Below are 24328 nucleotides of genomic sequence, written 5' to 3'. Positions count from 1 at the left end.
CGACTCAACGGGAATAAAAATTTTTCTGATAGGTTGAGTCTAGTAGACGCAACTACGACTAGGGAGATGAACATATGAGTAACTACACAACAAAGACACAAGAGGCCTTACAGGCTGCGGTGCAACGGGCCTCAGCGCTTGGAAATCCTGATATCCGGCCAGCACATGTTCTTGCGGCCATCTTGGAACAGACTGATAGCATCGCGATTCCAGTAATCGAAGCTGCTGGCGGAAACGTTGACGCCATTCGCAAGGGCGCTCGAAATCAAATTGAGGGCTTTCCAAAAGCTGCTGGCGCGAATATGGCGAATCCAAACTTTAACCGCGATATGGTTGCAGCCATTGGGGTTGCGAACGATCTAGCTGCTGAACTCGGAGATTCGTTCTTATCGACGGAAGTGTTAGTTGCAGGTATCGCACATGGTAGCGATGAGACTGCGAAGTTATTGCCATCCTATGAACAAATCAGGGAAGCGTTCCCTCAGGTCCGCGGCAATAAGAAGGTCACAAATGAAGATCCAGAAGGCCAATTCCAGGCTTTGGAGAAATACTCAACCGACTTAACCAAGCATGCGCGGGAAGGAAAGATTGACCCAGTTGTTGGTCGAGATTCTGAAATTCGCCGTGTTGTGCAGGTATTGTCACGTCGTACTAAAAACAATCCGGTGCTTATTGGTGAACCTGGCGTTGGTAAAACTGCCATTGTAGAAGGTTTAGCGCGTCGAATTGTGGCGGGTGACGTACCAGAATCCTTAAAGGGCAAAACTCTTATTAGCCTTGATCTGGGTTCGATGGTTGCTGGTGCGAAATACCGCGGGGAGTTTGAAGAGCGTCTTAAGGCGGTTCTGGATGAAATCAAAGACTCTGACGGCCAAATAATCACGTTTATTGACGAGCTCCACACCATTGTCGGCGCTGGCGCAACCGGTGAATCTGCAATGGATGCAGGAAACATGATTAAGCCAATGTTGGCTCGCGGTGAGCTGCGCTTAGTTGGTGCGACAACCTTGGAGGAATACCGGAAGTACATTGAAAAGGACGCTGCTCTTGAACGTCGCTTCCAGCAGGTGTACGTTGGCGAGCCTTCGGTAGAAGACGCCATTGGTATTTTGCGTGGGTTGAAGGAACGCTATGAGGTTCATCATGGTGTCCGAATCCAAGACTCTGCATTGGTTGCGGCAGCAACGCTTTCTGATCGGTATATTACGTCGCGGTTTTTGCCGGATAAAGCGATTGATCTTGTGGATGAGGCTGCGTCGCGGCTTCGTATGGAGATTGATTCGTCCCCGCAAGAGATTGATGAACTAGAGCGTTCTGTGCGCCGCTTGGAAATCGAAGAGATGGCATTGGCTAAGGAAACCGATGAGGCATCGAAGGATCGTCTTGAAGTTTTGCGGAAAGAGTTGGCGGATGAGCGGGAAAAGCTTGGTTCGTTAACTGCGACATGGACGAATGAAAAGCGAGCTTTAGACACAGTTCGTCAGGTAAAGGAGGAGTTGGAAAATCTTCGCCAGGAATCCGAGATTGCGGAGCGTGATGGTGATTATGGCAGGGTTGCTGAGCTGCGTTATGGGCGGATTCCAGAGTTGGAAAAGCAACTCGCGGAATCGACTGTAGAAACCACTATCTTGGATGAAGAGGTTACTCCTGACACTATTGCGGAGGTTGTGTCCGCTTGGACTGGTATTCCGGCGGGCAAAATGATGCAGGGTGAGACGGAAAAACTCCTGGCCATGGAGCAGGAATTAGGTCGACGGGTTGTTGGCCAATTGGATGCTGTGCAGGCAGTTTCTGATGCGGTGCGTCGCGCTCGTGCGGGTGTTGCTGATCCAAACCGGCCAATGGGTTCCTTCTTGTTCTTAGGGCCCACTGGTGTGGGTAAGACCGAGTTGGCCAAGGCCCTAGCTGGGTTCTTGTTTGATGACGATCATGCGATTGTCCGTATTGATATGTCCGAGTACGGCGAAAAGCATTCTGTTGCGCGTTTGGTTGGTGCCCCTCCCGGCTATGTTGGGTACGACGCTGGTGGCCAGCTCACTGAGGCAGTTCGACGTCGCCCATATTCGGTGGTGCTGTTTGATGAGGTGGAGAAGGCACATCCAGATGTATTTGATGTGTTGCTTCAGGTGCTTGATGAAGGCCGTCTTACCGATGGTCAGGGGCGGACTGTAGATTTCCGCAATACTATCCTGATTCTTACTTCGAATTTGGGTGCGGGCGGAACTTCTGAGCAAATGTTGGAGGCAGTCAAGCGTGCATTTAAGCCAGAGTTTATTAATCGCCTCGACGATGTTGTTGTGTTTGATGCGCTCTCGCCCGAACAGCTCGCAAGTATTGTGGATATTCAGGTTGCGCAGCTCGCAGAGCGTTTAGCGGCTCGACGGCTCACCTTGGACCTCGATAGTGCAAGCCGTGCGTGGCTGGCCGAACGTGGTTACGATCCGGCATACGGTGCTCGGCCATTGCGTCGGTTGATTCAGCAGGCAATCGGTGACGCCTTAGCGAAAAAGCTCTTAGCGGGAGAAATTCGTGACGGTGACACTGTACATGTCCGCAGCGGAGAGGGCGTCGACAAGTTAGAGATTACCGGTAGCTAACGCTGCACAGCTTTTCGACGGCCGCGTTTGCCCCCGCTTCACACCCATCTCCGCGCCCCATAGCACAAATGGGGGTGGGTGTGCTGTAGGGCGTAGTGAGAGGCACCAATACTGCTACCATCGGCGGAAGCAAGTTTGCCACTAACAACTTGAATCCAACGAAGTTGGCAAAACTGATTGGAGCCTAAACCATGCGACCCTCATCCCGCCTTATGAAGGGAACCGCTGCCGGACTCTTTGCTTGTCTTATCCTCACTGGCTGTGAGGAAAAAACCGCAGATAAACTCGCAATTACTCAAGCCCAACAACAACCCGCCAGCACCCCCGAAACCCAAATACAACAAATTCCAACAATCTCTGGACAGCCCGCAACAAAACCCCTCTACACCCAAGCAAACGAACCTCACTTCGAAGAAAGTGAAGTGCCAAAAGTTCCAAAGATCTTAGGGGAAGAACTCCGTCCACAAGAGCCCCAAGCAGAAAAAATAGCGCAACAAGTTATTGAAAACCCGCAAGTGCCTGCTGTAGATAACAATGCGCCGCAGGCCAATATTGCGCCAAACAATAGCAATCCGGAGCCAGCGCCAATGCCACAAGGCAATGCTGAGCCCCAAAGCCTGCAATCTCAACCACCAAATACGGCACAACCAAGCATTGCCGCACCGGATGCAGTTGAACCAGAAATAGTAGCTCCGCAACCACCTGCGTCCAATACTCCTGCACCAAAACCTGATACTCCGGGGCCTGAAATACAACATTCTGTTGTGCCGGACGCTGAACAACCAGAAGTAAGCGGGCCTATTACAGGAGACCGAGGGCGCCTTGAACCAGAAATACCTGATTCAACAGGCATTGGTGATCCAGAACCATTAACGACTGCGCCGAAGAATACGAGCCCTTCAGCAGACTCAACTGAGTTGCCGGATATTGGCGATGGTGACGATCAAAGCGAAGAAAACACGTTCACCGAGGAGCCAAGGCCAGGCGAGAAGACAAAAGAAAACTCTCCGTCGGCGAAACCTAATGAAACAAACGCAACGTTTGTTTCACTCGTTGATGCAAAAAACTCCCAAACCAAAGCCGCTGAGGTCATGCTGAAAGATGAACACTCAGAGGTGAAACTAGTACGTGAACTTACCAAGGCGAAAGGTGCAGATCTAGAAGTTGAAATAGCTGGTGAGGTTTACGGTACAAAATTTGAAAAAGAAGTCTCGCTCCTTGCCTTTGAATTCGGTGATGATTGCAGTGAAGCACTCCAACAAGCACTCAATATTGCTGGTGAACGCAGTATTGGGGTGAGTATGAGTCCAACGCAAAAATATGTAATTACTAAGCGGATCTCAATTCCCAAGGGCGTTACATACCTCGATGGAAAGGGCGCGAGCATCGATGTAAACACTGGCGCCAATGAAGCAAACCCAACGAGCACATTTGAATTTGTTCGTGGTGCAAAAGGCACCACAATTACAGATTTTTCCCTGGACCTGGCAGATTCCCCCTTTACCCGAGGCATTGCAGCAGTGGCTGTGCAAGACATTACGATGTCTAAAATCACTATGACAGGGCTGAGCTATCGTGGCATTGAGATGGCAGCCGATGGTGGAGATCTTAAAAACATTAAGGTGGAAAATAACCGGATTGAAAATATTAAAGGTGAAAAAGAAACTAAAGGTCAGGTAGTAACGATCTCGGTGAATTCCGAGCGAGAAGATCCTGACGACCGGTTTAAAAACAGCCCAAGCCCGATTTGGGATCGATACGCCTCTGATGGCACTGTGAGCCCAAACAAATACGAAAACTCCGGCATTTCCATTATTGGAAATGAAATTTATGGAGGATATTACGGCATTAGCTTCTCGGGTGTTTCCGATAGTGTAATTCGAGATAATAAAGTCACGGCGAACACTAGAAACATCTCCATGCAAAACAATTGCAATAACAATATTGTTGAGCATAATGATTTAAGTAATAGTTATTCATCGAGTGTGCATATAGCTTATAACTCCAACAATAACCAAGTGCAGAACAATAGCATTTTTAGCGAAGTATCGCATGGGCAGGGGTTATTGCAGGCATACCAAGACAGTGATGCAAATACTTTTACCGGAAACTCTGTAACCATAGTTGGCGAAAACCAACCCAGTTGGATACTTTATGTAGGTCCTGACTCTGATAACAATAAATTCCTGCATAACACCATAGATGGAGCGGCACGCAGGGCAGTGGTTGGTGTGGAATCTATTTGGGATGGACTCTCCGCCGAATCTAATCTCAATGGTGAAAGCACAAACCTTCATTCATATATGTCAAATGGTGTTGTAGAAAGCCCTGTTGATAAATCAAAAGTCACATATGGTGGTGGCCGTGGGGCTATCAATAACGTGGCAGTGGAAGAAAACGTATTTACGCCGAGAAATGCGCAAACTCCACTCATCTATATAGGTGCAGAGGTGACCGGAGGACGAATCGGAAATGAACGGCTAATCGGCGATATCAAGGGAGTCTCACTGGCGAATAATACGATTGTCGGAAGTGCATTCTCCGATAAATTGAAAACTCATACGGGAGAGCTACCTGAAATTGGAAAAGCGAACATTGAATTTGTAAATGATACGGTTGGAGAGCAGAAAACCAATTAAAAAATATCCCCCGAAACAACACTAGGAGGTTGCGTTAGGCAAGCAACCCTCCTGGTTTTTCTTTTATGTGACTTGTTCTAATAATTAGAGCATTTTGCCGTGAATATTCCAGCCTTTTAAATCAGTTTCACGCAGAGTTTTCATTCTCCGATAGCCAACCGCGTGAGTGCTGAAGAAATTAGCAACACGCAACCAGAACCCATTTTTATGGGAATCAATACTTCTAAAGTATTCGTCCAGGTCCACGTGTTTACCTAGATGTTTTCCCGCGTATAAACTAATCATGCCTTTATAGTCGCCAGGCGCATAAAAACAAGCAACACGATCCGCGGTGTATTCTTGAGCTCGAGTTACACTTCGATCTAAAAATAAAGCAGTGGTTACTGGAGTAATTATAGTGCGCCAAAGGTTTACATGACCGCACCGAATATGGGCAAGCTCATGGGCAAGAATAAAACGCAGAGTTTTAAAATCCCCGTGGGTATAAGCAATATCTACAAGATCGCTAAACAGAACTACGTAGCCACGGTGAAGTTGACACTTTGATGCAAAGGCATTCATTTTTCCGTTTCCATTTGTAATGTATAGCCGCGGTAATTTTCGCAGTCCGGACGCATCGTGGTGGAATCCCATTGCGTGTGCAATCTCAATATAGATTGAATGGATTTCCGGAAACTGGCGTTCCGTAACCTCAATGGCGCTGCTGATTGTGTTCCAGTAGTGGTAACGGATAAAGAAGGAGACAATGAGAGGGGTTGCTAAACCGAACACAACACCTTCAGCGAATGAGCTTAATGTGTCTCCCCGAAGCACCACATACAATGCGCCAAAGGTAACAGCTGTGGTGAGCAGAACCCCAAGGGCAAGAAGAGGGATTTCCGCTTTATGTCGAAATTCCTTAACTGATGGAACGTGTTTAGGGTAATTGTCCACGGTATAAAGATCCTTGGTAATACAGCGAATAACGGGGAATAGGCTGTGATCTTTTCTATCAAGTTCCAAACTCTCTTGCTCGTATGGGCAGGGGTGATATCGAATCTGCCTGACACTCTTTTTGCAGATCGGACTACGCTATTGCGGTATGGGTTCTCGCACAATTTTTCGGGCAATTTCGGCATCGGCTACAGCAACAAACGTTGTGGCGAAACTGGCTGGTAACCAAAGGTTACGGAGGGCGTCGAAATTATTGATTGTGCCGCCACTTCTTGATTATCGTGACCCATTGATGGTTTTGGGTGGGGTAGGGCATACGCTGGGTGATCTGGTACTGATGTTGAAGAATCCAAACGTATATTCGGGGGCTATGTGTTTTGGAATTGGGCACTGTGCACTTATTGCTCGACAAATTCGTCTGGGTGTTCGCCCGAAATATCCGCTGGTCCATGCATTGGTATGGGCTAGTGCTGCACCTTTAATACGTGATCCAAGGCTGATCACCTACGCTGGAGTTCTTACAGCGTACAGCAGTTTTTCAGCATCCTGGGGTGGGCCTCTATTTATGCTTAGTGATGTTTTTGTATATTTGAACAAGCGTTTCCCTCACAAGATTTTGGATGCTGTCGCAATAGCTACTTACGGAAGTGCCCAATTATTGCTTTTCGCTCCCAATGTAAAGGCTAATCTGCAGGTAAACTCACATGGGTGATGAATGGTTTACTGATCATTGGCGCAGGCATTGTATTTGGAGTGTGCGGAGGCGCACTCTGGTTTCGGGATGCGCGCCAGTCAGCAGGTTCGAATAATGAGCGTAGGAAATGGGCGAAAGCGCAGGGATATTCGTACGCTCGTAAGAATCAGCACCTCATTCGTGATTGGTCTTTTTTGGAGCAAACCGGTGCAGCCCGTGATGTTGTTTCGGGTTCTGTGCGGGATGTAGATTTTTATATTACTGATATTGGGGAATGCACCTTTGTTGGTATTCGGCGTGGGGATGCTTCGCGGGTGTCAGTGCAAGCTATCCGAGCGAATGCTCTTGATTCCATTGAAACTCCATTGGAACGTGTTCTTTACACGTCAGGATTTGCGGTGGTATCCAATGATGCTGGGGCAGCCGAACGTTTTGTAGATGAACGCGTTGATGCTGCATTGGAAGCGTTGGAAAGCGCCGAGTATATTTGGATTGACGGGGAATGGGTTGTCGGGCAGGTTTCCGATGAAATGGCCAGTGTCCAACCATTGACGCTGCTTGCGGAGGCTGCTCGTGCGTTGCCTCCTGCGGTTGATACACCGTTGGATTTTGAAAACGGCAATGCAACTCGCGCATTACCAGCGAGGTTGGAAGTTGGTAGTGAACCTGAAGTGTTGGAGGATCACTCGGGGCCAACATTGCATGTAGTTGCGGACCCAGATTCGGAAACGGTGGAATCGACAGGATCCTCGGAAGGCGAAGAAACCGCAAAGATTAACGAATCCACAGAAGCTCAATTTGAGCTAGACGAATCAAATGCCCATGAGTTAGATTCCGAACATTCGGCTGACACGGACTTTGCCGGGGCAGAGCCGTACGAGCCAGAACCCATGTTTGAACCGGAGCTTCCGCGTCCGAAGGTAGATTTGCCGTCACGCTCGGTGTCAGAGACTCGGGGGCATCTTCCTGCGCATATGGTTGGTGGCGATGCTGTAGATAGTATTGGTGACCGGGGGTATGCACCATCTGAGGAGGATTATATTTCTCCCAAGGTTGCTCGTGATCTTTCCAAAGGGTCCAGTATTTTCGATGACCTTTCTGATGAATTGGGGATTACAGTGGATGGGAAGAATAAAGGAGACAAGAATGTCGAAAAAGAGTGAGCTCGCTGAGCTTATTAAAAAGCTCGCAGTGGTGCACGGTAGAGTAACGCTTTCTTCGGGGAAAGAAGCGGATTATTACGTGGATTTGCGTCGGGCGACGCTCCATAGTCGTGCTTCAAAACTCATTGGGGAATTATTACGCGAGCTTACTGCGGATTGGGATTATGTTGCTGTTGGTGGTTTGACATTGGGTGCGGACCCGGTCGCTACGGCTGTGATGCACGCACCAGGGCGGGATATCGATGCTTTTGTAGTACGTAAAGAGGCTAAGAAGCATGGAATGCAGCGTCGTATTGAAGGCCCAGATATTATTGGCAAAAAAGTGTTGGTGGTAGAAGATACGACCACTACAGGTAATTCGCCTTTGACTGCGGTTGCGGCATTACGTGAGGCAGGGGCTGAGGTTGTGGGGGTTGCCACTGTGGTTGACCGTAATACTGGTGCCGGTGATGTAATTGCTGCTGCTGGTTTAGAGTATCGCTATCTTTTGGGGTTGGAGGATCTTGGTCTTGGATAAGCCAGGGCCCACTGAGTGGGGAACTTCGGTGGGGGTGGGACCTTGGGATGAACAGTACCCTGAGGTACCCCGACCCACTGATGCGCGTTATGATGTCGAATTGCTTGAGCAGGGCGATCGTCGAAACGTAGTTGATGCGTACCGGTATTGGACGCGGGAAGCTATTGTGGCGGACATTGACTCACGTCGGCACAGTTTGCATGTGGCGATTGAGAATTTTGAAAACGATGCCAATATTGGCACGGTGGTGCGGACTGCTAATGCGTTTGCTGTGGCTACGGTGCATATTGTGGGGCGTCGGCGGTGGAATCGGCGAGGTGCAATGGTGACGGATCGCTACCAGCACTTATTGCACCACCCTGATGTGAATTCCTTGTTAGCATGGTCGAAAGCACATGATCTAACGGTAGTGAGTATCGATAATACGCCGGGGTCGGTGCCACTGGAAACCACCATATTGCCACAAAACTGCATGTTATTGTTTGGGCAGGAGGGGCCAGGGGTTACTGAAGCCGCACGCGCAGGGTCACTTATGACCTGTTCAATTGCGCAATTTGGTTCCACTCGTTCGATTAATGCTGGTGTGGCAGCGGGAATCGCTATGCATACCTGGATTCGGCAACATGCTGATCTGCAACTGGCCTGGTAGCAACGTTATTGAATAAGAAAGGCTCTGACGTGGAAGAGAAATGGGCGCATCGCGCAGACCTCGCCGAAGCCGCGATTAATGATCGACATGCGCGCCGTGTATGGGGAATTCCAAAAACAAATCTTTGCGTAGTATGCTGGCCGCCAACCACTCGGGATAATCTGTTTCAGCATTGGCATTATTGGTGGCAGGCGCATTATTTGGACTGTCTCGTTGATGCTGCTCATCGTCGGAATACCCGGCTACGTCAACAGCGAATTAAAGACACCCAACGGGGTATACGAATTCGAAATCTGCGGAGTTGGAAGCATAACCGCTACTATGATGACAAAGCTTGGCTCGCATTAGCTGCACACCGTGCAGGGCTATTACGGCGGCAACGTTTTGCAAAAGGTTTAAAAGCTCTGGAAAGCGATATTATGCGCGGCATTGATTCCCTTACCGGAGTATTACCATGGCGCACCAATGAAACCTTTTACAATGTTCCAACAAATGGTCCGGCCGCAATTATGATGGCTCGCATTGGGGAACTCACCCAAGCAAAAGAACTCACTGATTGGGTTTTTGACAACCTTATCGACGACCGCGGGCTTGTAATGGACGGCATACGTTTACGCATGCACGGGCCCGAAGTAGTCAAAGATATCCACCCATATTGCCAAGGTGTGATGATCGGTGCTTGTCTGGAAATTGCCGAGCGATTGCGCGAACAATCTGGAGTGGATTCCCACGCCGACTTTGATTCCGTGGAAGGTGCGGAACAAGCTTCCCCTGTCATGACGTATATCACTCAATTACGTCAACTGGTTCAGGCAGTAGCCAGCGAGATGGCCACTCCAGCAGGAGTTATTGACTGGCAAACTGGTGGTGGCGATGGCGGGCTTTTTAAAGGAATTCTGGTTCGCTACCTTGCGGAAGTGGCTGTCCGACTCCCCGCAGACACAAGGTTAAACCGGGCAACGAAAAAGTTAGCTGCCCGTCTTGTGCTCGCTTCGGCTTCTAGTGTGTGGAATCACCGTCTGGAGGTTGATGGCCTGCCAGTATTTGCTGCTGATTGGACGCAAGACGCCAAGCTACCCCGCAATACCGGTCCGGTAGGTTCCTCAATTGCTGGAGCTGTAACGAGTTCTCAGGTTCCAGAGCGAGATCTATCCGTGCAATTATCAGGATGGATGCTTATGGAAGCGGCCGCTAAAGTGGCCAAAGTCACTGAACGGGTTGATTCAGAAATAAGCCCACGTTAATCAAACAAAATTAAATGTCCGAACAAAAAAAGCTGTGAGATGCCCCTACGTCTCGTGCGAGATCAGGGCATAATCTAAAGCAGAGAAACCATCTACTTGGAGGAACTTTTATGCCTATTGCAACTCCCGAGGTCTATAACGAGATGCTGAATCGTGCCAAGGAAGGCGGTTTCGCTTTCCCGGCCATCAACTGCACCTCCTCCGAGACCATTAATGCGGCACTACGTGGTTTTGCCGAAGCCGAATCTGACGGCATTATCCAATTCTCAACCGGTGGCGCAGAATTTGGTTCTGGTCTTTCTGTAAAGAACAAAGTCGCTGGTGCTTCTGCCTTGGCGGCATTCGCACATGAGGCCGCTAAGCACTACAACATCAATGTTGCCCTGCACACCGACCACTGCCAAAAAGAAGTGCTCGATGAGTACGTCCGTCCGCTTATTGCGATCTCCCAAGAGCGTGTAGACCGCGGCGAAATCCCATTGTTCCAATCCCATATGTGGGATGGCTCTGCTGTGCCAATCGACGAGAACCTAGAAATCGCTCAGGAACTCCTTGAAAAGGCTCGCAAAGCGCACATTATTTTGGAGGTGGAGATCGGCGTTGTTGGTGGCGAAGAAGACGGCGTTGAGGCTAAGGCTGGCGCGAACCTCTACACCACCGAAGAAGACTTTGTAAAGACTGTCGACGCCCTGGGCACCGGTGAAAACGGCCGCTACCTGCTGGCAGCCACTTTTGGCAACGTACACGGTGTGTATAAGCCAGGCAATGTAAAGCTTCGCCCAGAGGTTCTTGATATGGGCCAGAAAGCAGCGATTAAAAAACTTGGTTTAGCTGATGGTTCTCTTCCATTCGACTTTGTATTCCACGGTGGATCTGGTTCTGAAAAGGAAAAGATTGAAGAATCACTGCGGTACGGCGTAATTAAGATGAATGTGGACACCGACACCCAATACGCATTCACCCGCCCAATCGTAGGACACATGTTCTCTAACTATGATGGTGTGCTCAAGGTAGACGGTGAAGTGGGCAATAAGAAGGTTTATGACCCACGCTCCTATATGAAGCTCGCAGAGCAAGGCATGGCTGATCGCATCGTTGAAGCCTGCCAAGATCTCCACTCCGTGGGTACTACTCTAAGTAAGTAACCCCTCACGTCCTTTCCCCGCAGCGTCGATGAAGGTGTTGCGGGGATTCGTGTATGTAAAACCAAAGGTGTGAAAGTAATGGCAGTGAATCGTGTGAGTATTCGACTACAACACGGCTGGAATCGGCTTACCGCATCTTGGATTTACATTATCCAAGCGGGCCTAGCCGCTGGCTTATCGTATTGGATTGGCGTTCACATTATCCACCACCCGCAGCCATTCTTTGCGCCAATGGCCACGATTATTGTGCTGTCCACCACCGGTGGTGAACGCTTCCGCCGTTCGTTGGAACTTGTCGCTGGTGTCAGTATTGGTGTTGGCCTTGGCGACCTTATGATCGCCTTTGTTGGTACAGGTGTTTGGCAGATTTCAGTCGGGGTAATCGTAGCTATCGCCTTAGGAACTTTTATAGATAAAGGCGTCCTAGTGGCCAACCAAGCTGCCTTTGCCTCTATCCTTATTGCCACTATCCTTCCACCGGGAACCTCAGGTGGAACCGACCGGATGATCGACGCTTTTTTGGGTGGCGTTGTTGGGCTGATTGTAATGGGACTCTTTCCAGAATCTCCCTTACGTCATGGTCGTAAAGAAATAGCCAAGATACTCGGGATTACCGCGAGTGTGCTCCACGAAGTAGCCCAAGCGCTCCGTACAAACGATACAGAAGCTATTGCTGAAGCTCTCGCCAGTGCACGAGGAACACAAGGCGGAATTAATAATATGATTGCTGCGGCTAAGGCAGGTAAGGAAAGTATCGACGTCTCGCCCTTACTCTGGCATCAACGGCGCCGGGTTCGTTCGCTAATTCGTATTTTAAATCCAGTGGATAATGCGATTCGAAATACTCGGGTACTTGCCCGCAGAGCACTGATCCTTGCCGAAGACAATGATGCAGTTTCCCCATGCCAGATCGAGATTATCGAAGAACTCGCAGCGATTACCAGCAGGCTTCACATACTCTTCGATGGCAAAGACAATGTAATGGAGCACACCGAGCTACCTGAACTAGTGAAACGTCTGCGAATCCTTGGTGGCAAAGTAGGAATCGAAGTCACCGATGGTTGTGTACTCTCTGCTCAAGTAATTTTGGCGCAATCACGCTCACTCATTGTTGACCTACTACAAATCTGCGGACTTTCTCGAAGGAGCGCCGCCGCTGTACTGAAGCCAACTTCGGACACTCCCGCGCAACCGCCCGAATTGTGGGATAAATGATGTAGCGCTGATATAGCGCGTGTTGGATTACCCCGGACCTTGTAGATCAAGACCCAGCCCTGAGGTTCCTTGTTCTCATCTATCCCAAAACTTTGGTGTGGGCAGTACGGCACCTAAATTAGTGAGAATCCCAGTAGTAGCGTGCGTTATTGAAGGTAAGGGCGCGCAAGTCGGTGGTTGGAATGAAGTAATTAAGGATGCCGGAATTTGCGATCTCTAAGCTGACCTCGCCGATGGGAAAATCATAGGCATCAATTTGGAGTAATAGAGAGAGGCTATGATCGGGCTCGCGAGGATCAGATTGGACAAAGCGGGCCCAGCCGCCATTAAACACGGTTGCGTGTTGGGCGTTAAGGAATTCGTCAAGACGCTCGGGGTGTTCGTCCCATAAATCGATCTGGCGGAGAAGTCGTAAATCTTCAGGAGCGAAACTGGTGTCCGAAAAAACGGGGTACTGATCGTAAGGAGTTGCGGTGATCTTGAAATAGCCGCCAGAAACGAGAGCGAACTCAGGAATTGCGTGGAATTCGAGACGCATATCAGGTATATCGCGGGCCGGAATATAGCGCACTAATGTGGCAATATTTTCAACCGGTTTCAGCTCAAATAAACCCAGCGGATCTTCTTCAGTAAAAAACTGCAACAAACCATCGGACGGTAAATTTGGTTGAGGTGGTAACTCGGCGAGATTGAGTTGGGTGACTAGGTACATTGGTAGGTCGCTAGGGTCTATAGGCCAAGGGTGCTGGGCACTTACAAGGCCTGGTCCACCAATGCGAGAACTTGCGGGATTTTGCTCAGCTGCATCCAACATTGCTTCGAGGGTGGGGGCTGGAACGGGAAGTGGACGCAACATCGTAGTGGGGCGAGTGAGGCTACGTAGAGCAGGTTCATACTTTTCAATTTGGCTGTCCAGGGGCTCTAGGTACACATCAGTGATTGACATGATGTGCAGCCTATCGGCGTGCCCAAACAGGCTAGCCAGCGTGTTTGATCCGCACCGCCTGGAGGTCGCGTAAGTGGCGGTAGAAAGTTACGTGTTTGACGGGGCGAGGGCGAGTGATGCCATCAACGGTAACTTTGAGTTGTTTGCCGCCAGCTTGAAGGGCGCGTCCGGTGGCGAGCCGAGAGGAATCGACGGAGCCGCGTGGGCTGCGGTCGCGGAGTCCTAGGAAGCCGGTACGGGGTTCCAAGCTTGTAGTGTAGGGGACTGCGGCGATTCCAGGGGCTTTTAGCATGGGAACAAGCTTTGTGCCGTATGTTCCTATTTTGCGGCGAAGGCCTTCTTCAAAGCCTGCACATAAAGTTTCGGAATCGACGATAATTTCGCCGTAGAGTTCGGTGCCGTCCCAGGTGGTAATGGATGCACTTCCGGCGATGGCAATGCCGGCATCGTCGCGAATTAAGGGGGTTGGGGCGATGGACCCTTCCAGTGCAAGCTTCCAAGGGTCACCAGCAATATTCCAGCTTGTTGCGGTGGTTGAGGAAACCTGGGGAATAAAGGCGATTTCGACCCAGAGGGCGTCGATACGCATAAGGCGGGTGAGGATAGCAGACAGTGCGGCGTCAGAACCCACCACAATAAAGCGGAGTGGTTCGGTGAGATGCTCACGTTGAGGAGCAAGCTTAGGTTCCGAAAGGTGTGCGACGTCGGGCTGGCGAGTGATTTCTTCGAGCGTGGGTGTGGGATCGTGCGGTAGGTGCACGCTGGTGATTTCATTAAGCAGTTGGAGGTCGCGACGCCCTGGGAGGTTTGGCAATGCATGGATTTGGGGGTCGGTCGGAAGGGGGCCGTCATAAGGGCCGCAAAGCAGGACGTGCGTTCGCATGGAACGAGAGTTTAGCGCGTAGTAGAATCTTAAGCCGTCTTCTTTACATTTCTACAGGAAGTGACTTTTTCAATGGCCGCAATCGTAATCGTCGGTGCCCAGTGGGGCGATGAAGGCAAAGGCAAAGCCACCGATATCCTTGGTGGGCTCGTCGACTACGTGGTCAAACCCAACGGTGGAAACAACGCTGGGCATACCGTTGTTGTTGGCGGCGAAAAGTACGAACTTAAGCTCCTGCCAGCGGGCGTGCTTTCAGAAAACGCAATCCCAGTGTTGGGTAATGGCGTTGTTATTAATCTTGAAGCGTTATTTGAAGAAATTGACGGTCTAGAAGCCCGTGGTTGTAATGCGTCTCGGTTACGTATTTCCGCTAATGCACATGTGGTTGCTCCTTATCATCAGGTGCTTGATCGGGTGCAAGAACGATTCTTAGGCAAACGAGCAATTGGCACTACGGGACGGGGTATTGGGCCTACCTATGCTGACAAAGTCTCGCGCGTGGGAATCCGCATTCAGGATATTTTCGATGAATCCATTTTGCGCCAGAAAGTGGAATCCGCCCTGGATGTAAAAAACCAAATTCTGGTGAAAATGTATAACCGGAAAGCCATTGTTGCGGAAGAAATCGTGCAATATTTCCTTGGCTATGCTGAGCGACTCCGCCCTATGGTCATTGAAAGCGAACTGGAGCTTAACCAAGCTCTAGACGCTGGAAAGCATGTGCTTATGGAAGGTGGCCAGGCCACCATGCTTGATGTTGACCACGGGACCTATCCATTTGTTACTTCCTCCAACCCAACTGCTGGCGGGGCATGCGTAGGTGCCGGAATTGGTCCGACACGCATTACCTCATCCTTGGGCATTATTAAGGCCTATACAACTCGTGTGGGTGCGGGGCCATTCCCTACTGAACTTTTTGATAAATGGGGCGAGTACCTCCAGGTCACCGGTGGCGAGGTGGGAGTAAATACCGGGCGCAAACGTCGTTGTGGTTGGTACGACTCTGTTATCGCGCGCTATGCCTCGCGAGTGAATGGTTTTACAGATTTATTCTTAACTAAACTGGACGTACTTACCGGAATTGGTGAAATCCCCATTTGCGTTGCCTATGACGTCGATGGAAAACGCTATGACGAAATGCCAGTAACGCAATCCGAGTTTCACCATGCGACTCCGATTTATGAAACTATGCCAGCCTGGGATGAAGATATCACTGACTGCAAAACCTTTGCGGATTTGCCGCAACGCGCTCAGGACTATGTGCGTAGGCTTGAAGAACTTTCAGGCTGCCGAATTTCTTATATTGGTGTCGGCCCTGGACGTGATCAAACGATCGTTCTCCATGATGTTATGGGATCCTAATGTTTTGGCCCGCACGGCCAGAAAATTCATATTTTGCAATAAAACTCGCAAATCACTTGGATAAAATAATGAGACACTGAATGGAATCTAAAGGCTCGTTATACTTTGTGTAGTCCTTATCGCCAATGACCTGATCGAAGGAGCATTTTCAACGTGCTTACGCCTGAAAAGATCGGCACTCCACTTTCTCGAACCGCGACCCGTGTACTGCTTCTCGGTTCGGGGGAATTGGGCAAGGAAGTTGCAATTGCTTTTCAGCGTTTGGGGGTGGAGGTTCACGCGGCTGACCGGTATCAATACGCGCCAGCACAGCAGGTTTCGCATTATTACTACACGCTCGATATGACTGATCCCGTGGCTATCCATGAGTTAGTCGCGCGGGTTCAGCCAGATTTTATTGTGCCTGAAATTGAGGCATTGGCTACTGGTGCATTGGTGGAGATTGAGTCGGCAGGAACTACTGTTATTCCTTCCGCTCGAGCTACCCAGCTCACTATGAATAGAGAGGGAATTCGAAGGCTTGCTGCGGAGCGGCTTGGACTTCCAACTTCCGCATATGCCTTTGCTGGTACCTATGAGGAGTACCAACAAGGGGTGGCTCATATGGGATTTCCGTGTGTGGTCAAACCGGTTATGAGTTCATCTGGAAAAGGGCAATCGATCGTACATTCGGAAGATGAGATGTATGCCGCATGGGATTATGCTCGCAGCGGTGGGCGTGTTGCCGGAGGCCGGGTAATTATCGAACGCTTTGTCCCATTTGATTACGAAATTACAATGCTTACGGTTCGGTCAATTGATCCTTCAACTGGTGAAGATGCAACCTGGTTCTGTGAACCAATCGGGCATGTCCAGCAGGATGGTGATTATGTAGAATCCTGGCAACCTACCCAAATGAGCCCTATCGCACTGGCAAATGCACGTTCGGTTGCAGCGCGTATTACTGGCGCGCTCGGTGGTCGTGGAGTATTTGGTGTGGAATTGTTTGTTGCGGGTGATGATGTGTATTTTTCGGAGGTTTCTCCACGCCCGCACGATACTGGCATGGTTACAATGGTCAGCCAGCGGATCTCCGAATTTGAGTTGCATGCGCGCGCTGTATTGGGTCTGCCTATTGATGTGACCTGCGTATCTCCGGGTGCTTCCGCCGTGATTTATGGCGGGGTGGATCAAGTAGGGGTTTCCTATACAGGTTTAGCTGAAGCGCTAGCCATTGAGGAAACTGATGTTCGATTGTTTGGTAAGCCTGAAGCCCATATTAAACGACGTATGGGGGTTGCACTGGCCACCGCCGAAAATATTTCAACGGCTCGGGAACGCGCGCGTCAGGCCGCGGCAGCTATCAAAGTAGCGCAAGATTAACGACGCCGCGACCGTCAAACGTACTGCCTACTTTGCTGTGACCGGTGGTTTCTCAGACCAAGGGAACACAATCCACTCATCGGTGTGCTTCCAAACATAATCAGGGGTTATTTCTGAGCGGCTTTTTGCAAACAAGCAAGCACTCCGTACCTCTGCTCCTTGTTGTTCAAGTAATTTCAATGCCAGGGCGAGTGTACGTCCAGAGTCGGCAACATCATCAACCAACAGAAGTTTATGGCCAGCGATGGACTTTTCATCCAAGAGGGGTTCAAGGAGGATGGGGTCCGGAAGGGTCTCATTTACATCCGTATAAAACTCAACGTTCATTGTGTCATTGAGCTTGATGCCAAGCGCATACGATAAAGCGCCCGCAGGGACAAGGCCGCCACGAGCGATAGCAATAATGATTTCAGGTTCAAAGCCACTATCGACGATTTCTTGTGCGAGTTCCCGGGATGCCGTTCCAAACAACTCCCAAGTGAGCACTTCTTTTCTTGTAAGTTCAGCAGAGTCCGCATGATAAGCCATGGATTAACTTTACCGCTGGAATAGTGCCCAATCGAGTTGGCCCCTTGGTTTCTGGCAGAAGAAACAATGCTATGCGAACATAGCAGCTAATTCATCGGCTTTGAGTAGCATTGGCACGTGTGATACACCATCAAGATCGAACGCCTCGCCGGTTGCTTTAAAGCCAAGGTTTTCGTAGAACTTTAGATGTTGTTCTTGAGCTTCAATAAAAACATCAAATTCTGGATTCTGCTCGAATGCTAGGCGAAGTGTCTGGTGCATAATCTCAGCGCCAAGACCAGTACCTCGATACGGCTTGGCTACGCACACGCGTCCGAGGTGCCAGCGATCATTTTCTGGATACAGGCGAGCAGTTCCCAGGAGATGTTTGTCTGAGTCCCAAGCCTGCATGTGATTGGTGGTTGGCAGGGCGTCGATATCGTCAATTTCTGCATAGGGAGATCGTTGTTCATGCACGAAAACGTCAACGCGAAGCTTATAGAGCTTATGAACCTCAAGGGCGCTGAGCTGAGTGAGGTGAGAAACAGCAAAGTAGTTGTTCATGGCGTCTCAAGATACACGCCGTAGCTAAAAATTGCGTTATATTTCCCGGGGAGAGCCCAAAAAGCAAGAAAAATAACACCCCCATATGCCTGTAACGGGGGTGTCTTGAGGGGTGTGGAAACGGTTTTACGCCGTTTTACATGTACTGCCTAACTCGTTTGATGTGAGCGAATTAACTAGCGTCGTGGCGGGCATGATCAACCATATCGTCCCATTCAACGATCTTTTTACGTTCGCGACCTTCCGCCTCACCTAGTCCACGTTCAGCGGCATCGAGCTTATGCCAACCTGCCCACGTGGTGTACGCAATACCTTTTTCTTTAAGAAACTCAAGAACGGCATCTTCGCTTGGGTTTGGTGCGGTGGCGAGCTCACCAGCGTTCCAATCCGCAAGCAACATATCTGTGGTCTCTTTTGCATCAGACTTGGTATTCCCAATCAGGCCAACAGGGCCGCGTTTAATCCATCCTGTGGTGTAAAGCCCTGGAATTGGCTCGCCGGTTTCAGGGTCAATGACATGGCCACCATCATTAGGGATCACAGCACGCTCATTATCAAATGGAACATCATTCATAGCATCGGAGCGGTACCCAACTGCGCGATACACCGCCTGCACCGGCCAAATTTTGAACTCCCCAGTGCCCCGAACATTTCCGGTGCCATCCAATTCAGTGCGCTCGGTTTTTAAACCAACAACCTTGCCGTCTTCTCCGAGGATCTCTACTGGTGATTCAAAAAAGTGAATAATCAATTTATGTGGAGCACCTTTGGGATCACGCATAGCGTATTGCTCAAGAATGGAGCAGACTAAGTCTTGAGTCTTTGAATTACGGCGAGCTTCTTCGGATGCTTCGTCGTAATCGATGTCCAAAGGATCAACAATAACTTCAATCGTGGGGGAATGATCGAGTTCTTTAAGCTCCAATGGCGTGAATTTCGCTTGTGCCGGTCCGCGCCGACCAAAGACATGGATTTCTTCAGCACGGTTTTGTTTTAGCGTGTTATATACATTATCTGGGATTTCGGTCACAAGGAGTTCATCGCCAGTCTTTGCGAGAATGCGGGCAACATCCAAGCCAACATTGCCAACGCCAATAACTGCAACTTTATTGGCATCGAGGTTCCAAGAGCGCTCGAATTCCGGGTTTCCATCATAAAAACCAACAAATTCTGCAGCACCATGAGAACCTTCTAGATCAGCGCCTGGGATTTCAAGGTCGCGGTCACCAACAGCGCCTGTGGAGAAGATGATTGCATCGTAGAATTCTCGCAGCTCATCGGTGGTCACTTCATTGCCTACATCGATATTTCCTAGTAGCCGTAGCTCTGGTTTGTCTAACACCTTATAGAGCGAATTTACAATGCCTTTAATGCGTGGATGGTCGGGTGCAACACCGTAGCGAATAAGCCCAAACGGGGCAGGCATACGTTCGTATAGATCGATGGTGCAGTCCGTTTCGGACTTCATAAGCAGGTCGGAGGCGTAAATTCCTGCAGGGCCGGCACCAACAACGGCAACACGCAACGGTCGAGACATAGTGTTAGGCATCCTTGAGATGGTTTGACGTTCAATTCTTCCCCACTACCTTACGCTGCCTAACTTCCTAACTCTCCTTCTAGTCTGGGTAATTGACAGTTTGGGTAATTCATACGGATCGGGGGGATCTGGACGGCAATTTTTTATTCAGTTTTGTAGCGTAAATGGTACCCTACTTACAGGAGTTATTTCAGGCTCTTAGTGCTGTTCAGTGGGAATTCTTTTGGCAAATCTATCAACTTCCACGATCAGCATTTTGCTTTATTGTGTGGAGGAGGCAGTAGGGTGACACGTTCGGTGTTCAAACCTGTGTTGGATTTTCTTCGGCAACACGGTTCAACGCTGGGCTTCCTTGTGAGTTTATTGGTTGCTCTTGTTTCAGGGAACCAGGATGCACAAGGGTTATTAGGGCAAGAAGCTACAAACCCACAAAGTGGGCATACGGTGAACCTAACAATGTCCGAAGCGAACACTCTTGCTACTGCTATTCGAAACCAAATGCCTCCTAATTTCGGCAATCTGATGGTCGTTGATGAATATGAAAAGGTAGCTGCGGCCAATGCTCGTGCATCGGAGATACTTAATGGAGCTAGCACTGAGCCGATTGAGGGAGAGAAGGAAGTTGCGTATGTGTACGACCTTGGTGCGCAGCTTAACGCCCAAAGTGTTGCTTCAAAATTCCTTGAGGATGAGGCATTCCACAATTACTCACAAACAAGCACGCATTATTGCATGGGGTATGCATATAGCCCGGAACAATTGGTGGTTGTTCTTCGTTTCACAAACTAGTTTTTACGAAATGCGAACTGGTCCCCGTATGTCGAGCTGTACTGTGCGGGGATTTTAAGGGAGGATTTGGGGGTTGTTGGGGCGAGTTCATGCTCCAGCTTTTTGGGGATGTTGTGACTGGTGGGGTTTTAGGGTCGATAGGGTTGCAATTTCATGGATTCCGCTGACTTTGGCTGGTTTTAGTTTAGTTTTGACCTGGTTTTGCTGGTTTTTGTCCGGTGGTTTGGTTGTGTGCTTGTGGTGAGCTGGGATTTGGTTGGGAGGTGCTTGGTCTGGTTGGCTGCTGACCGGTCTTTTTGGGCGCTGGTTGGGAAGTGCTTGGTCTGGTTGGGCGCTGGTTGGGCGTGTTGTCACAGATTCCATTTTTTCGGCGGATTTTATGGAATCTGCGACACGATAGGTAGGGAACCTGTCACAAATTCCATTTTTTTCACTGTTTTTATGGAATCTGCGACAAACCCCAGGTCAACGGTTGTGTGCAATGTTGGTTGCTGTCACAAATTCCATTTTTTCAGGCGATTTTATGGAATCTGCGACACTCAGTATGAAAACATCACTAGTTCGATAGGGTTAGCCTATCAAACCGCAGGTAAAGCGGCTCAAAGGCTCGGGAAACCAGCCAACCCGCCCCGAAAACCAACTCAAACACCCGGGAAACCCTGGATTTCCAGCCAACCCGCCCCGAAAACCAGCCCCACAAGCCCAAAATATCAGGCAGATCTGACACAACCCACCACCCAACAAAGGCAGATTTTTTACAATAACCCCGCCCCTAAACAAGCTAGAACAAAAACTGGTCTAACTTTCAGGAGCAGGTTCACTTCGAGTACCGGCCAGTAGATCACTGCTCACAACTATTACCACCGGCCGCTTTTGTATAGCCTTCATATAACGGCAGCAGGTTTTTCTTGCATTGTTTATATGCCGAGGTATGCCTAATGTGAGTTCACTCCGCTAAGCTTATGGGGCGAATCACATGTAGCTCTTTTATGCTTGCTACTCACAATCTTATGGAAAGGACCTCTGGTGACTAATCTCGCTCGCTCCATTTTACTTTCGGCCCTAGGTCGTAGTTTGGATCCAGAAGACGCCCAGCCATTTGGTTTGCCGGTCCGTCCGCTTGTTCGAGGTAGTGCCGAAATTTCCGATGTAGTTGCAGATGCAGCCAGCGAAGCGGTGGTATACTTAGGTACCGGAAATCTTAATTTTGATGCCCAATGTGGTGCAGCGTTGGGTGTCCCACTGGCTATTCTGGGTGAACCGGGTTTAGCGGTTGATCTAACAGTAAGGGAGGCTGAGTCTTTAGGTGCGGTAGTTGCTGGGGTTGGGAATGATCCTGCCGAATTGGCGGCTAAGACCGCAGGTGCGGAAGCAGAGCAGGTTATGAGTGCTGTTGTTTTTGAGCATTGGTTGTTGGAAAAAGCTAAAAAGACCAAGGCTCATATTGTCTTGCCTGAGGGGGATGACGATCGAATTCTGCAGGCGGCGCATCAGCTATTGGCCAAGGATGTTTGCGAATTAACTATCCTTGGTGTGCCAGCGGAAGTAACTGCTCGTGCAACTGAACTGGGGCTCGACATATCAAAAGCTCATCTTTCTGATCCTTTAACGGATCCACGTGCGGAAGAGTTTGCGCAAGAATTTGCGGAGCTCCGTAAGTCCAAGGGCATGACTATTGAGGAAGCCCGTGAGACGATGAAGGATATTTCCTACTACGCGACCATGATGATTCACAAAGGCATGGCCGATGGCATGGTTTCGGGGGCCGCTCACACTACCGCTCACACGATTAAACCAAGTTTCCAGATTATTAAGACTTCACCTGGGACTTCAGTGGTTTCCTCGATTTTCCTTATGGTGATGCGTGGTCGCCTTTGGGCTTTCGGTGACTGTGCTGTTAACCCAAATCCCACTGCAGAGCAATTGGGTGAAATCGCGGTGGTCTCGGCTCGTACTGCCTCCCAATTTGGTATTGATCCACGCGTCGCAATCTTGAGTTATTCCACGGGAACTTCTGGCACCGGTCCTGATGTAGACCGCGCGACTGCGGCAGTTGAAGCAGCGCATAAACTCGATCCAGAAGTGCTTGTCGACGGCCCCCTCCAGTTCGACGCCGCATGTGATCCTGGTGTTGCAGCGAAGAAAATGCCTGAGTCTAAGGTTGCTGGCCACGCAAATGTGTTTATTTTCCCGGATCTGGAAGCTGGAAATATTGGATATAAGACTGCGCAACGAACTGGCCATGCACTGGCAGTCGGCCCAATTTTGCAAGGTTTAAATAAACCCGTGAATGACTTGTCCCGTGGTGCAACGGTTCCAGATATTGTAAATACTGTTGCTATTACTGCGATCCAAGCTGGAGGCAAGTAAATGTCTGCCTTGGTTTTGGTGCTGAATTCTGGTTCTTCCTCCATTAAATTTCAGCTCGTTGATCCTAAAAAGCACGCCACCGATGAACCATTTGCCTCTGGTTTAGTGGAGCAAATTGGAGAGCCACTAGGCAATGTCACCTTGAAATTTGATGGTGAAAAGTATGTAAAGCAAGCTCCGATTCCAGATCATTCTATTGGTTTGGCAATGGCGTTTCAGCTTATGACAGAGCATGGCTGTGGCCCATCAAATGTGGAGATTGCGGCGGTTGGTCACCGTGTAGTCCATGGTGGGATCCTGTTCTCCCAGCCAGAGATTATTACCAATGAGATCTTAAATATGATTCGGGATCTTATTCCATTGGCTCCATTGCATAATCCGGCCAATATCGACGGTATTGAAGTTGCCCGTGCAATTCTGCCTGATGTGCCCCATGTGGCAGTTTTTGATACTGGTTTCTTCCATTCAATGCCTCCAGCTGCGGCATTGTATGCGATCAATGCAGAGGTAGCAGCAGTTCATGGGGTGCGTAGATATGGTTTCCATGGAACTAGCCATGAGTATGTTTCGCAGCATGTGCCGCCGCTGCTTGATATGCCAGCGGAAGCAGTCAACCAAATCACGCTGCACTTGGGTAATGGTGCTTCAGCTGCGGCGATTCGGGGTGGCAAAGCGATCGATACATCTATGGGGATGACGCCGCTTGCAGGCTTGGTTATGGGAACTCGTTCTGGTGACATTGATCCAGGGATTGTGTTCCATCTTCATCGCAGTGCAGGAATGAGCATTGATGAAATTGATGCGCTTTTGAACCGACAATCCGGTGTAAAAGGCATTTCAGGTGTGAATGATTTCCGGGAATTAAGTCAGCTTATCGAGCAGGAAAACCAAGACGCTTGGTTGGCTTATAACGTCTATATCCACCAATTACGGCGTTATATTGGTTCCTATATGATTGCCCTTGGTCGAGTAAATGCTATTACTTTTACTGCTGGTGTAGGGGAGAATGCCCCTAATGTTCGTGCGGATGCACTTGCTGGTCTGGAAGGTTTTGGCATCAAGATTGATCCGGAGCGAAATGCACTGCCAAACGACGGTGCACGAGAAATATCCACGGATGATTCGCAAATCAAGGTATTCGTAATTCCGACGAATGAGGAGCTTGCTATTGCCCGTAAAGCAATGAAGCTCGCTACCAAAACTGAGTCCTAG

At 49.6% G+C, this 24328-nt stretch carries 20 protein-coding genes; 14 read left to right on the top strand and 6 right to left on the bottom strand.

Features of this window, described 5'->3' with window-relative positions; translation table 11 throughout:
• Positions 1–74 precede the first annotated feature (74 nt).
• Positions 75–2597, top strand: coding sequence for an ATP-dependent chaperone ClpB (clpB, locus tag CFREI_RS12195; protein WP_027012963.1), 2523 nt, complete (start codon positions 75–77; stop codon positions 2595–2597).
• A gap of 191 nt (positions 2598–2788) precedes the next feature.
• Positions 2789–5236 (top strand): right-handed parallel beta-helix repeat-containing protein, encoded by a 2448-nt coding sequence (locus tag CFREI_RS12190; RefSeq protein WP_051255992.1) that lies wholly within the window; start codon positions 2789–2791, stop codon positions 5234–5236.
• An 84-nt stretch (positions 5237–5320) separates the two neighbouring features.
• On the opposite strand, the gene CFREI_RS12185 is transcribed toward CFREI_RS12190, so the two are convergent.
• A complete protein-coding gene (locus tag CFREI_RS12185) occupies positions 5321–6169 on the bottom strand; it encodes a M48 family metallopeptidase (protein ID WP_027012964.1) in 849 nt (282 codons plus the stop codon).
• Between the two features lie 148 nt (positions 6170–6317).
• Between CFREI_RS12185 and CFREI_RS12180 the strand changes: the two genes are divergently transcribed.
• The 7 genes from CFREI_RS12180 to CFREI_RS12150 all read left to right on the top strand — a co-directional run bounded on the left by CFREI_RS12180 (position 6318) and on the right by CFREI_RS12150 (position 12796).
• Positions 6318–6881 (top strand): lysoplasmalogenase, encoded by a 564-nt coding sequence (locus CFREI_RS12180; protein WP_027012965.1) that lies wholly within the window; start codon positions 6318–6320, stop codon positions 6879–6881.
• Complete coding sequence (locus tag CFREI_RS12175; protein WP_027012966.1) at positions 6881–8026, top strand: TtfA family protein; 1146 nt, start codon at positions 6881–6883, stop codon at positions 8024–8026. The genes CFREI_RS12180 and CFREI_RS12175 overlap by 1 nt, the downstream gene beginning before the upstream one ends.
• Positions 8010–8543, top strand: coding sequence for an orotate phosphoribosyltransferase (pyrE, locus tag CFREI_RS12170; RefSeq protein WP_027012967.1), 534 nt, complete (start codon positions 8010–8012; stop codon positions 8541–8543). Before CFREI_RS12175 ends, pyrE begins: the two co-directional genes overlap by 17 nt.
• The gene (locus tag CFREI_RS12165) at positions 8527–9192 is read left to right on the top strand and encodes a TrmH family RNA methyltransferase (RefSeq protein WP_027012968.1); all 666 of its coding nucleotides are present in this window, start codon (positions 8527–8529) and stop codon (positions 9190–9192) included. The genes pyrE and CFREI_RS12165 overlap by 17 nt, the downstream gene beginning before the upstream one ends.
• A 29-nt stretch (positions 9193–9221) precedes the next feature.
• Positions 9222–10436: a glycoside hydrolase family 76 protein gene (locus CFREI_RS12160; RefSeq protein WP_035112212.1), complete on the top strand. Its 1215-nt coding sequence runs from the start codon at positions 9222–9224 to the stop codon at positions 10434–10436.
• Positions 10437–10546: 110 nt separating this feature from the next.
• Positions 10547–11581, top strand: a complete 1035-nt coding sequence (gene fbaA / locus CFREI_RS12155) for a class II fructose-bisphosphate aldolase (protein ID WP_027012969.1) — start codon at positions 10547–10549, stop codon at positions 11579–11581.
• Positions 11582–11659: 78 nt separating this feature from the next.
• A complete protein-coding gene (locus tag CFREI_RS12150; RefSeq protein WP_027012970.1) occupies positions 11660–12796 on the top strand; it encodes an FUSC family protein in 1137 nt (378 codons plus the stop codon).
• A gap of 118 nt (positions 12797–12914) precedes the next feature.
• Here the strand turns inward: CFREI_RS12150 and CFREI_RS12145 are convergent, their stop codons facing one another.
• Both CFREI_RS12145 and CFREI_RS12140 read right to left on the bottom strand, forming a co-directional pair.
• On the bottom strand, positions 12915–13742 hold the full coding sequence (locus tag CFREI_RS12145; RefSeq protein ID WP_027012971.1) for a DUF1963 domain-containing protein: 828 nt from the start codon (positions 13740–13742) through the stop codon (positions 12915–12917).
• A 31-nt stretch (positions 13743–13773) separates the two neighbouring features.
• A complete protein-coding gene (locus CFREI_RS12140) occupies positions 13774–14625 on the bottom strand; it encodes a hypothetical protein (protein ID WP_027012972.1) in 852 nt (283 codons plus the stop codon).
• A gap of 72 nt (positions 14626–14697) precedes the next feature.
• Here CFREI_RS12140 and CFREI_RS12135 point away from each other — a divergent pair, with 72 nt between their 5' ends.
• Positions 14698–15987, top strand: a complete 1290-nt coding sequence (locus CFREI_RS12135; RefSeq protein WP_027012973.1) for an adenylosuccinate synthase — start codon at positions 14698–14700, stop codon at positions 15985–15987.
• A gap of 153 nt (positions 15988–16140) precedes the next feature.
• On the top strand, positions 16141–17349 hold the full coding sequence (gene purT, locus CFREI_RS12130) for a formate-dependent phosphoribosylglycinamide formyltransferase (RefSeq protein ID WP_035112213.1): 1209 nt from the start codon (positions 16141–16143) through the stop codon (positions 17347–17349).
• Between the two features lie 27 nt (positions 17350–17376).
• Here purT and CFREI_RS12125 read toward each other — a convergent pair whose 3' ends face one another.
• The 3 genes from CFREI_RS12125 to CFREI_RS12115 form a co-directional block, all read right to left on the bottom strand.
• Positions 17377–17877 (bottom strand): phosphoribosyltransferase, encoded by a 501-nt coding sequence (locus CFREI_RS12125; protein WP_027012975.1) that lies wholly within the window; start codon positions 17875–17877, stop codon positions 17377–17379.
• A 69-nt stretch (positions 17878–17946) separates the two neighbouring features.
• The gene (locus CFREI_RS12120; RefSeq protein ID WP_027012976.1) at positions 17947–18420 is read right to left on the bottom strand and encodes a GNAT family N-acetyltransferase; all 474 of its coding nucleotides are present in this window, start codon (positions 18418–18420) and stop codon (positions 17947–17949) included.
• Between the two features lie 172 nt (positions 18421–18592).
• Positions 18593–19957, bottom strand: a complete 1365-nt coding sequence (locus tag CFREI_RS12115) for an FAD-dependent oxidoreductase (protein WP_027012977.1) — start codon at positions 19955–19957, stop codon at positions 18593–18595.
• Between the two features lie 285 nt (positions 19958–20242).
• Between CFREI_RS12115 and CFREI_RS12110 the strand changes: the two genes are divergently transcribed.
• The 3 genes from CFREI_RS12110 (at position 20243) to CFREI_RS12100 (ending at position 24328) form a co-directional block, all read left to right on the top strand.
• Positions 20243–20746, top strand: coding sequence for a hypothetical protein (locus CFREI_RS12110; protein WP_027012978.1), 504 nt, complete (start codon positions 20243–20245; stop codon positions 20744–20746).
• A gap of 1026 nt (positions 20747–21772) precedes the next feature.
• Complete coding sequence (gene pta, locus CFREI_RS12105; protein WP_027012980.1) at positions 21773–23116, top strand: phosphate acetyltransferase; 1344 nt, start codon at positions 21773–21775, stop codon at positions 23114–23116.
• A complete protein-coding gene (locus CFREI_RS12100; protein ID WP_027012981.1) occupies positions 23117–24328 on the top strand; it encodes an acetate kinase in 1212 nt (403 codons plus the stop codon).

The sequence above is a fragment of the Corynebacterium freiburgense genome, from assembly GCF_030408815.1.
GTDB lineage: Bacteria > Actinomycetota > Actinomycetes > Mycobacteriales > Mycobacteriaceae > Corynebacterium > Corynebacterium freiburgense.
This window is presented reverse-complemented; position numbering and strand designations above follow the sequence as displayed.

Coding starts and splice junctions, on each gene's coding strand:
- CFREI_RS12145 (WP_027012971.1), bottom strand. CDS start 13,742: ATGTCAATCACTGATGTGTACCTAGAGCCCCTGGACAGCCAAATTGAA.
- CFREI_RS12180 (WP_027012965.1), top strand. CDS start 6,318: ATGGGTTCTCGCACAATTTTTCGGGCAATTTCGGCATCGGCTACAGCA.
- CFREI_RS12150 (WP_027012970.1), top strand. CDS start 11,660: ATGGCAGTGAATCGTGTGAGTATTCGACTACAACACGGCTGGAATCGG.
- fbaA (WP_027012969.1), top strand. CDS start 10,547: ATGCCTATTGCAACTCCCGAGGTCTATAACGAGATGCTGAATCGTGCC.
- CFREI_RS12135 (WP_027012973.1), top strand. CDS start 14,698: ATGGCCGCAATCGTAATCGTCGGTGCCCAGTGGGGCGATGAAGGCAAA.
- CFREI_RS12120 (WP_027012976.1), bottom strand. CDS start 18,420: ATGAACAACTACTTTGCTGTTTCTCACCTCACTCAGCTCAGCGCCCTT.
- pyrE (WP_027012967.1), top strand. CDS start 8,010: ATGTCGAAAAAGAGTGAGCTCGCTGAGCTTATTAAAAAGCTCGCAGTG.
- CFREI_RS12175 (WP_027012966.1), top strand. CDS start 6,881: ATGAATGGTTTACTGATCATTGGCGCAGGCATTGTATTTGGAGTGTGC.
- CFREI_RS12115 (WP_027012977.1), bottom strand. CDS start 19,957: ATGTCTCGACCGTTGCGTGTTGCCGTTGTTGGTGCCGGCCCTGCAGGA.
- CFREI_RS12125 (WP_027012975.1), bottom strand. CDS start 17,877: ATGGCTTATCATGCGGACTCTGCTGAACTTACAAGAAAAGAAGTGCTC.
- clpB (WP_027012963.1), top strand. CDS start 75: ATGAGTAACTACACAACAAAGACACAAGAGGCCTTACAGGCTGCGGTG.
- CFREI_RS12100 (WP_027012981.1), top strand. CDS start 23,117: ATGTCTGCCTTGGTTTTGGTGCTGAATTCTGGTTCTTCCTCCATTAAA.
- CFREI_RS12140 (WP_027012972.1), bottom strand. CDS start 14,625: ATGCGAACGCACGTCCTGCTTTGCGGCCCTTATGACGGCCCCCTTCCG.
- CFREI_RS12190 (WP_051255992.1), top strand. CDS start 2,789: ATGCGACCCTCATCCCGCCTTATGAAGGGAACCGCTGCCGGACTCTTT.